We start from the raw sequence: 7,542 nt of genomic DNA, 5'->3' as shown, positions 1-7,542 counted from the left end.
ATCTTTGTAAGATTCTACTCCATTTAAATAAGCCTGAATGGCGGCTAATTGAGTGTCTAAAGAATATTTAGTCACAAAAAACTGCACCTCCAATTGTTAGTTGTGTCTAACAATTGGGGTGCAGTTCAGGCTTCCTGTGGTTTTTAATCATGAAAAAATGGTACAACAGAACCTTAAAGAACAAACATTCCTGCGATTCCGCATAGCACACCTAAAACGACGACAGATATTGTGACAAACAATAATACGCGTTTAGGATAGGATCTGGAAACGATGAGCAGCGACGGTAAACTGAGAGCAGGAAGTGTAATGAGCAAAGCAGCCGCAGGTCCTGCCCCAAGGCCTATGAGCATAAACGTCTGGATGATTGGAATTTCGGCAGCGGTCGGTATCACAAAAAGCATTCCGGCAAGAGCAAATCCAATAACAGCAAACAAGCTGTTGGTCGCCGCTTCACTCAGCTGCGGGAACAGCCAGACACGTGCTGCGCCCAGTAAAAGTACAGAGAAAATGTACGCAGGTCCGATATGGAGCAGCATCATGCCCAGGCTTTTTATCCACCGGCTGAAGAAAGGTCCATCCTCTTCCTGAAAAGTCTCGCCTTCAGGCACTTTCTCCAAATCCACTGGAGCAGCATTTTTTGCAAACCGATTGGCAAAGTAGCTGACACCAAACACGAGGATTAAACCGAAGAATAGCCGAAGCACCGTAAATTTCCACGATAGCACAAACGTCATGAATATTAGAGTCGCCGGGTTAATGGTCGGATTGCCCAGCCAGAATGCAAGGCTTGCCCCGATCGACACTTTCTTTTTGCGCATGCCAACGGCCATTGGTGCCGCACAGCAAGTACACATCATACCCGGAATGGACGCCAATCCCCCTGCTGCCGTACTGCCAAACGATGTTTTCCCAAGCACTTTAAGAAGCCAGCGGGACGGCAGCAGCACTTGAATTAATGAACCAAGTAAAATTCCGAGCAAGGCTGCTTTCCATACCGATTGAAAATAGACTTTGGCATAGTCCCATGACGCAGCCCATGGTGAACTCGATGCGGATTGGTCGCCAAGGATGGAAGGGCCAATGGAATGAGTAGCCGATGCCGAGATCGCTTTTTGAAAATACGGCCACCATTTAACATACAGCAGCCCAGCCGCAGCAATCGCCATGAAAAAGACGATGAACCAAATGGCGTCTTTGCTGCTTATTTTTTCTTTCTGAACACTATCATTGAACTGAGACATAGCTTCCCCACCAAAAAATTTATTATGATCTATAGATTCGGTAGTAAATTATATCACAGTCCATGCAAAAATAAGTTTTTAAGGTTTCAAGGAAACGGCTAAAATGAAAATAGAGAGGAATTACTATATAATAGGAAGTAGACGTGCAGTATAGAAAGGCGGAAAGAAATGTTTCAGGATATTGCCATTGAAGAGCTTATGTCAGCCTACATTAAAAAAGAGATCACCGTTATTGACGTACGTTCCCCCTCTGAATTTAAGGATTCCACGATTCCGGGAAGCTTGAATATCCCTCTTTTTAATGATGAAGAACGGGCTGAAGTTGGGACGCTGTACAAACAGCAAAGTGTGGAAGCCGCAAAAGAAAGAGGTCTTGAAATCGTCTCTGCCAAGCTTCCCGCTTTTATCAAAGAATTCTCCCGGATCGCCGGTCCCAAGGCTGTGTTTTGCTGGAGGGGCGGAATGAGGAGCAGAACCACTGCGACTGTACTCGACCTTATGGGAATTCGTGCTTACCGTCTGCAAGGCGGTTTTCGTGTGTACCGGCAGTGGATTGTAAAAAACCTCGAAAAGATGGAGTTCGCGCCTGAAGCCTGCGTTATCCATGGAAATACCGGTTCCGGTAAAACATTAATCCTTCAAGAGCTTGCAAGCCAAGGGTTTCCCGTGCTTGATCTTGAACATTTGGCCGGCCACCGCGGTTCCATTTTTGGAGAAATCGGTCTTGAGCCGAATAACCAGAAAATGTTTGAATCTCTTCTTTTTCACAAGTTGTCTGCTTTGAAAGATACTTCATATATTCTGATGGAGGCTGAGAGTAAACGAATCGGAAAAGTCGTGCTGCCGAATTTTGTAACGGAAAAAAAACAGCAAGGGCTTCATATTTTCCTGGATATGCCGATTAACGAGCGAGTAAATCATATTCTTGAAGACTATCTCCCTTGGGATCACCATGACGAATGCGTTGCGGCGTTTCAGAAAATCAAACGGCGCATCCATACACCCATCGCTGCTCAGATTGAAGATGACCTGAAGGAAGGAAACTACCATTCAGCCGTTCGCCTGCTTCTTGAGCACTATTATGATCCCCGTTACAAACACCGGGATGATGAATATCCGGAAGATCAGCGGATTACCTTAAAAGTGAATAATATTTCGGAAGCCATTGAACAAATTAAACAAGTGCTTCAAAAAAGAAAGCCGGCACATCGGATTCTGTGAGTTCTCACAGCGTGTGCTGGTTTTTTACTCATTTTTCATCCTTCATCCGTGAAAATGCTGGATGATTCCATTTATTATCGAAAGTCCTGATATATTAAAAAAACCACTTTATTATCGATACCATCCAATTTATTATCGTTTTTTTAAGAATACCAAATATCTCCTATTCATTAAGGCCACTCTGCCATCTTCAATCAATACGGCTGAGCCTCTCGTTCTACTCTTTTCTGTCATTGTTGGTTTCCTATCTATTGGTTATTTTCCAATCCTGTTCCATTCTTTATCTTCCTCTTATTTCCTTTGTAAGAAGGAGAATCGGCTTCATAAGTCTAATAAATTCAATAATCATATTATGGGACCTATAATACACTTAAGAGAATAAAGATATTTCATGCAGAGGAGTTACTCATATGACCACATACCAATCAAGAAATGACGTACCTGAACAAGAGAAATGGAACCTTAACGACATTTATCCTTCACTTGCTCAATGGGAAAACGATTTTGAACAAGTGAAGGCAATGGCTGAAGAATTAAAGGCGTTCGATGGAAACATTCATTCAGGAAAGTCACTGCTTGAATATCTCACAAAACAGGAAGAACTCTCCCACACCTTCAATCTCGTTTATGTGTATGCGATGCTGAATGTGGACGTGGATACTCGAAGCTCGGATTCTCAGTCCTTGCTGGATCGTGCCAAGCATGCCGGAGTGAAGATCAGCTCGGCCACTTCCTTTTTCATGCCTTTCCTGTTAAGTCTGGAAGAAGCTCAGCTGAAGCAGTATATTTCGGAAGAAGAAGGATTGAACTATTTTGAAGAAGACTTGATAGATTCTTTTCGCTATAAAACGCATGTTTTGAGTAAAGACCAGGAGAAGATTGTTTCCCGTCTTGGTGAAGCGCTCTCCTCTCCAAGCGGCACATACAGCATGATCAACAATGCGGATATTAAGTTCGGCGAAGTTACGGATAAGGACGGAAAAAAAGTAGAACTTACACGCGGAATGTATTCCAAACTGATCGAGGATGAAGACCGTGAAGTGAGAAAAGAAGCCTATAAGGCGTATTATGAGCCTTATCTCGCTTTAAAAAATACGATCGCTTCCACGCTTTCATCGGCGATAAAAAATAATGTCTCGCTTGCAGAAATCCGCAATTATCCTACTGCCCTGGAAAAAGGTCTGTTTGGTGATAACGTACCGAAGGAAGTCTATGAAAATCTGATTGCTACCACAAAAGAAAACATTCATTCCATGCACCGGTACACGGAGATTCGAAAAGCTAAGCTGGAACTCGATGAGCTGCGGCAGTATGATTTAAGCGCTCCTCTAGTAAAAGGTATCAAGCTGGATATTCCATATGACGAGGCCTATGAAACGATGGTGAAGGCTCTCGCACCGCTCGGCGATGATTATATTGACCGGTTGAAGGAGTTTAAAGATGCCCGTTATATCGACGTCCGGGAAACACGCGGCAAACGGTCTGGTGCCTATAACCTTGGCTTATATGGTGTCCATCCCTTCGTGCTGTTGAACCATCAGGATGACTTGGATAGTCTGTTCACACTTGCGCATGAGATGGGGCATGCCATGCACAGCTATTATTCAAATAAGCATCAGCCGAGAATCACAGCGGGCTACAGTATTTTTGTTGCTGAAGTCGCATCTACCGTAAATGAAGTGCTTCTCATCAATTACCTGCTGGAAAAGGAAACAGACAAAGACCTTAAGAAGCATCTGCTGAACCACTTTATTGACCAGTTTAAAGGTACCCTGTTTACACAGGTGATGTTTGCCGAGTTTGAAATGAAAACCCACGCTTTAGCGGAGGAAGGACAGCCGCTGAATGCAGAGGCCTTCAGCCAAATCTATGAAAATCTATTCAGAGAATATAATGGAGATTCGGTCGTATTCGATGAGGAAGTAAAATACGGCTGGTCACGCATTCCTCATTTTTATCGTCCGTTCTATGTATATAAATACGCCACAGGTTTTGCTTCAGCGATCCACCTCGCCACTAAGATTTTAGAGGGTGATAAAGAGACATTAAGCTCTTACCTGGAGTTCTTAAAAAGCGGAAGCTCCGATTATCCGCTCGAGCTGCTGAAAAAGACCGGAGTAGACTTAACTACCCCTGAACCGATCGTCAACGCACTGAAACGCTTTGAGGAATTGGTCGAAGAATTTGCAAGATTATAGTAGGTTCAGTTGAGGCCCTTTATCTAAGGGTCTTATTTTTCATTCTAATTGTCAACCTTTATTAATTTTAGGTTGACAATTAATTTACGAATCAGGCAAACTTGTACTAGGATTTTAACAATCTTCCATAAGGAGGTGATCGTGTTGAACGCAAGAACCATATCCTATGTTGCTTTGTTTGCAGCCATGACCGCGGTGGGGGCATTAATCAAGATCCCCATCCCGTATATCCCTTTTACCCTTCAGATCCTATCGGTCTACCTGGCAGGTGCCCTCCTCGGGCCGAGATTGGGTTTGATCAGCCAGCTGTGCTACGTATTGATCGGGCTGATCGGCCTGCCTGTTTTTGCGGATGGCGGCGGAATAGGCTATGTATTTAAACCGACATTTGGTTATTTAATCGGCTATGTCATGGCCTCCTTTGTGAACGGGTGGCTCATCCATCGGTATCAGCTGGTCAAAGTGAAGTCCATACTGGCTGCCAATTTAGCCTCTCTGCTGACCGTCTATCTTTTTGGCTGTATATGGCTATATGCAGCGATGAACTGGTTCATGCAAACATCGTTTACATTCAATCAAACCATTCTGTATGGTTTCTTGCTTCCCGTACCCGGTGATTTGCTCCTATGCTTTCTATGCACTTTGTTCATTGTGCAGACCCGCCCCCGAATGGTGCGATTCATAATCAGAGAGGAGAATGCTAAACCATGGGCCAAGCCTACTTTGTAACCGGAACCGGAACCGAGATTGGGAAAACGGCGGCGACCACCTTGCTGTACTTATCCCTTACCGCGATGGGAAAACGCGTCACCATCTTTAAACCCTTTCAGACCGGCCTTAATCACACAAACCATACATATCCTGATATCTCCTGGTATGATGAACTGCTCGGTTTAAAAGACTGCGGCATGTATATGCTCGAGCCAGAAACCTCCCCTCACCTCGCCATCAAATTGGCTGGTGAAAGGATTGATGAACAGTGTATCATCGATCATATTCAATCGTTAAAGGAGGAGTACGATATTGTTCTTATCGAGGGAGCCGGCGGAATCGCCGTTCCTCTTATTGAACATGAGACACACTTTTACATGACTGCCGACCTGATCAAAGATTGCGGACTGCCGGTCATATTCGTTTCAGCCAGCGGACTCGGATCCATCCACCATGTTCTTGCCACACAATCGTATACTGCCATGCAGAACATCGAGATCAAAACGATCATCTTTAACTTTTATCAGCATGAAAACATGATCCATAGGGACAATGTTGAAACGATTGCCAAGCTGACTGCGCTGAAACCGCTTTTGTGTATTCCGGCCTTTAAAAATGTCAAAGACGATCTGCCCGGATATACCCATACACTTTTAGAAAACCCTAACTATATACAGCAGCTGAAAGAGGTGTTTTTCAATGCGTATCCCATACACTGACCTGGAACAATGGGACAAAGAATATGTGTGGCATCCATTCACACAAATGAAAACCTACCGTGAGTCCAAACCGCTGATTATTGAGAGGGGAATGGGCAGCTACCTCTATGATACAGAAGGCAGCCGATATCTCGACGGGTATGCCTCGCTATGGGTGAATGTCCACGGACACAGTGAGCCTGAGCTGAACGAGGCACTCATTCAGCAGGTAGAGAAAGTCGCCCATTCCACTCTTCTCGGTTCAGCGAATGTGCCCTCCATTCTATTAGCGAAAAAACTGGCAGAAATCACGCCCGGCAGCCTGTCCAAAGTATTCTACTCCGACACAGGAGCAGCCGCTGTTGAGATCGCGCTGAAAATCGCCTACCAATACTGGAAAAATCTCGATGCAGAAAAATATGCCGGCAAAAATAAATTCATCTCATTGAATGAAGCCTATCACGGCGATACAGTTGGTGCGGTTAGTGTCGGCGGGATGGATCTGTTCCATCGCATTTTCCGACCGCTGCTCTTTGACCGCCTCCCATCCCCGTCTCCCTATCCTTACCGGATGGATGACCTGGGAGATGAAGAAGCAGTTAAAAACTATTGTCTATCGAAACTTGAATCACTGTTAAAAATACATTCTGCTGAAATTGCCGGAGTTATTGTGGAGCCGCTTGTGCAGGGGGCAGCCGGAATTTTGACACATCCAGCAGGATTTTTAAAAGGAGTGGAGCAGCTGTGCCGTTCATACGATGTGCTTTTAATCTGTGATGAAGTAGCAGTCGGGTTCGGACGCACAGGCACTTTGTTTGCTTGCGAGCAGGAAGATGTTGTGCCTGATTTAATGTCTATGGGCAAGGGAATTACCGGAGGATACATGCCCCTTGCCGCCACCATCACTCATGACAAGATCTTTAATGCCTTTTTAGGTGAACGAGAAGAGCATAAAACGTTCTATCACGGCCACACCTATACCGGGAACCAGCTCGCTTGCTCACTCGCGTTAAAAAATATTGAACTGATTGAAAAACGCGGCCTTGTAGCGGAGGTCTATGAAAAAGCGGAAAGGCTGTCCGCAAAATTGGATGCCCTGAATGAGCTTCCCATTGTCGGAGAGGTGCGGCAGCGAGGATTAATGATCGGTATAGAAATTGTAAAGGATCGGACGACAAAGGAGGTCTTCGGTGTCCAAGAGGACGTCATCTCCCGTATTATCCAAAACGCACGGGACAATGGACTGATCATCCGGGAGCTCGGACCGGTCATCACGATGATGCCCGTCCTTTCCATGTCAGATGAGGAACTAAGTATGATGGTGGACATCACGTATCGATCCATTCAAGAAGTTGTTCAAAGTTTGTCCGTTCGATAAGCTGCACGCTGTTTTTATGAAAATGATTGGTTTTGCAAGTATTCTTTGTCGAACCGTAAAGATCAAAACAATCTGCAAGGTGAGGTACTATA

At 44.8% G+C, this 7,542-nt stretch carries 6 protein-coding genes; 5 read left to right on the top strand and 1 reads right to left on the bottom strand.

Annotated elements, in window-relative coordinates; genetic code table 11:
• Positions 1–173: 173 nt before the first annotated feature.
• The gene (locus ABHN01_RS03240) at positions 174–1,244 is read right to left on the bottom strand and encodes a permease (protein WP_429874368.1); all 1,071 of its coding nucleotides are present in this window, start codon (positions 1,242–1,244) and stop codon (positions 174–176) included.
• A gap of 168 nt (positions 1,245–1,412) precedes the next feature.
• Here ABHN01_RS03240 and mnmH point away from each other — a divergent pair, with 168 nt between their 5' ends.
• From mnmH to bioA, 5 genes are all read left to right on the top strand, one after another.
• Positions 1,413–2,465, top strand: coding sequence for a tRNA 2-selenouridine(34) synthase MnmH (gene mnmH, locus ABHN01_RS03235; RefSeq protein ID WP_429874367.1), 1,053 nt, complete (start codon positions 1,413–1,415; stop codon positions 2,463–2,465).
• A 410-nt stretch (positions 2,466–2,875) separates the two neighbouring features.
• On the top strand, positions 2,876–4,663 hold the full coding sequence (gene pepF, locus ABHN01_RS03230; protein WP_429874366.1) for an oligoendopeptidase F: 1,788 nt from the start codon (positions 2,876–2,878) through the stop codon (positions 4,661–4,663).
• Positions 4,664–4,807: 144 nt separating this feature from the next.
• Positions 4,808–5,392, top strand: coding sequence for a biotin transporter BioY (locus ABHN01_RS03225; protein ID WP_429874365.1), 585 nt, complete (start codon positions 4,808–4,810; stop codon positions 5,390–5,392).
• On the top strand, positions 5,371–6,093 hold the full coding sequence (gene bioD / locus ABHN01_RS03220; RefSeq protein WP_429874364.1) for a dethiobiotin synthase: 723 nt from the start codon (positions 5,371–5,373) through the stop codon (positions 6,091–6,093). The genes ABHN01_RS03225 and bioD overlap by 22 nt, the downstream gene beginning before the upstream one ends.
• Positions 6,074–7,450, top strand: a complete 1,377-nt coding sequence (gene bioA / locus ABHN01_RS03215) for an adenosylmethionine--8-amino-7-oxononanoate transaminase (protein ID WP_429874363.1) — start codon at positions 6,074–6,076, stop codon at positions 7,448–7,450. Before bioD ends, bioA begins: the two co-directional genes overlap by 20 nt.
• Positions 7,451–7,542: the final 92 nt, after the last annotated feature.

It is taken from the genome of Fictibacillus sp. NRS-1165, assembly GCF_050468105.1.
GTDB lineage: Bacteria > Bacillota > Bacilli > Bacillales > Fictibacillaceae > Fictibacillus_C > Fictibacillus_C terrinigri.
The sequence above is the reverse complement of the archived record's forward strand: the minus strand, read 5'-3'. Positions and strand labels throughout refer to the sequence as shown.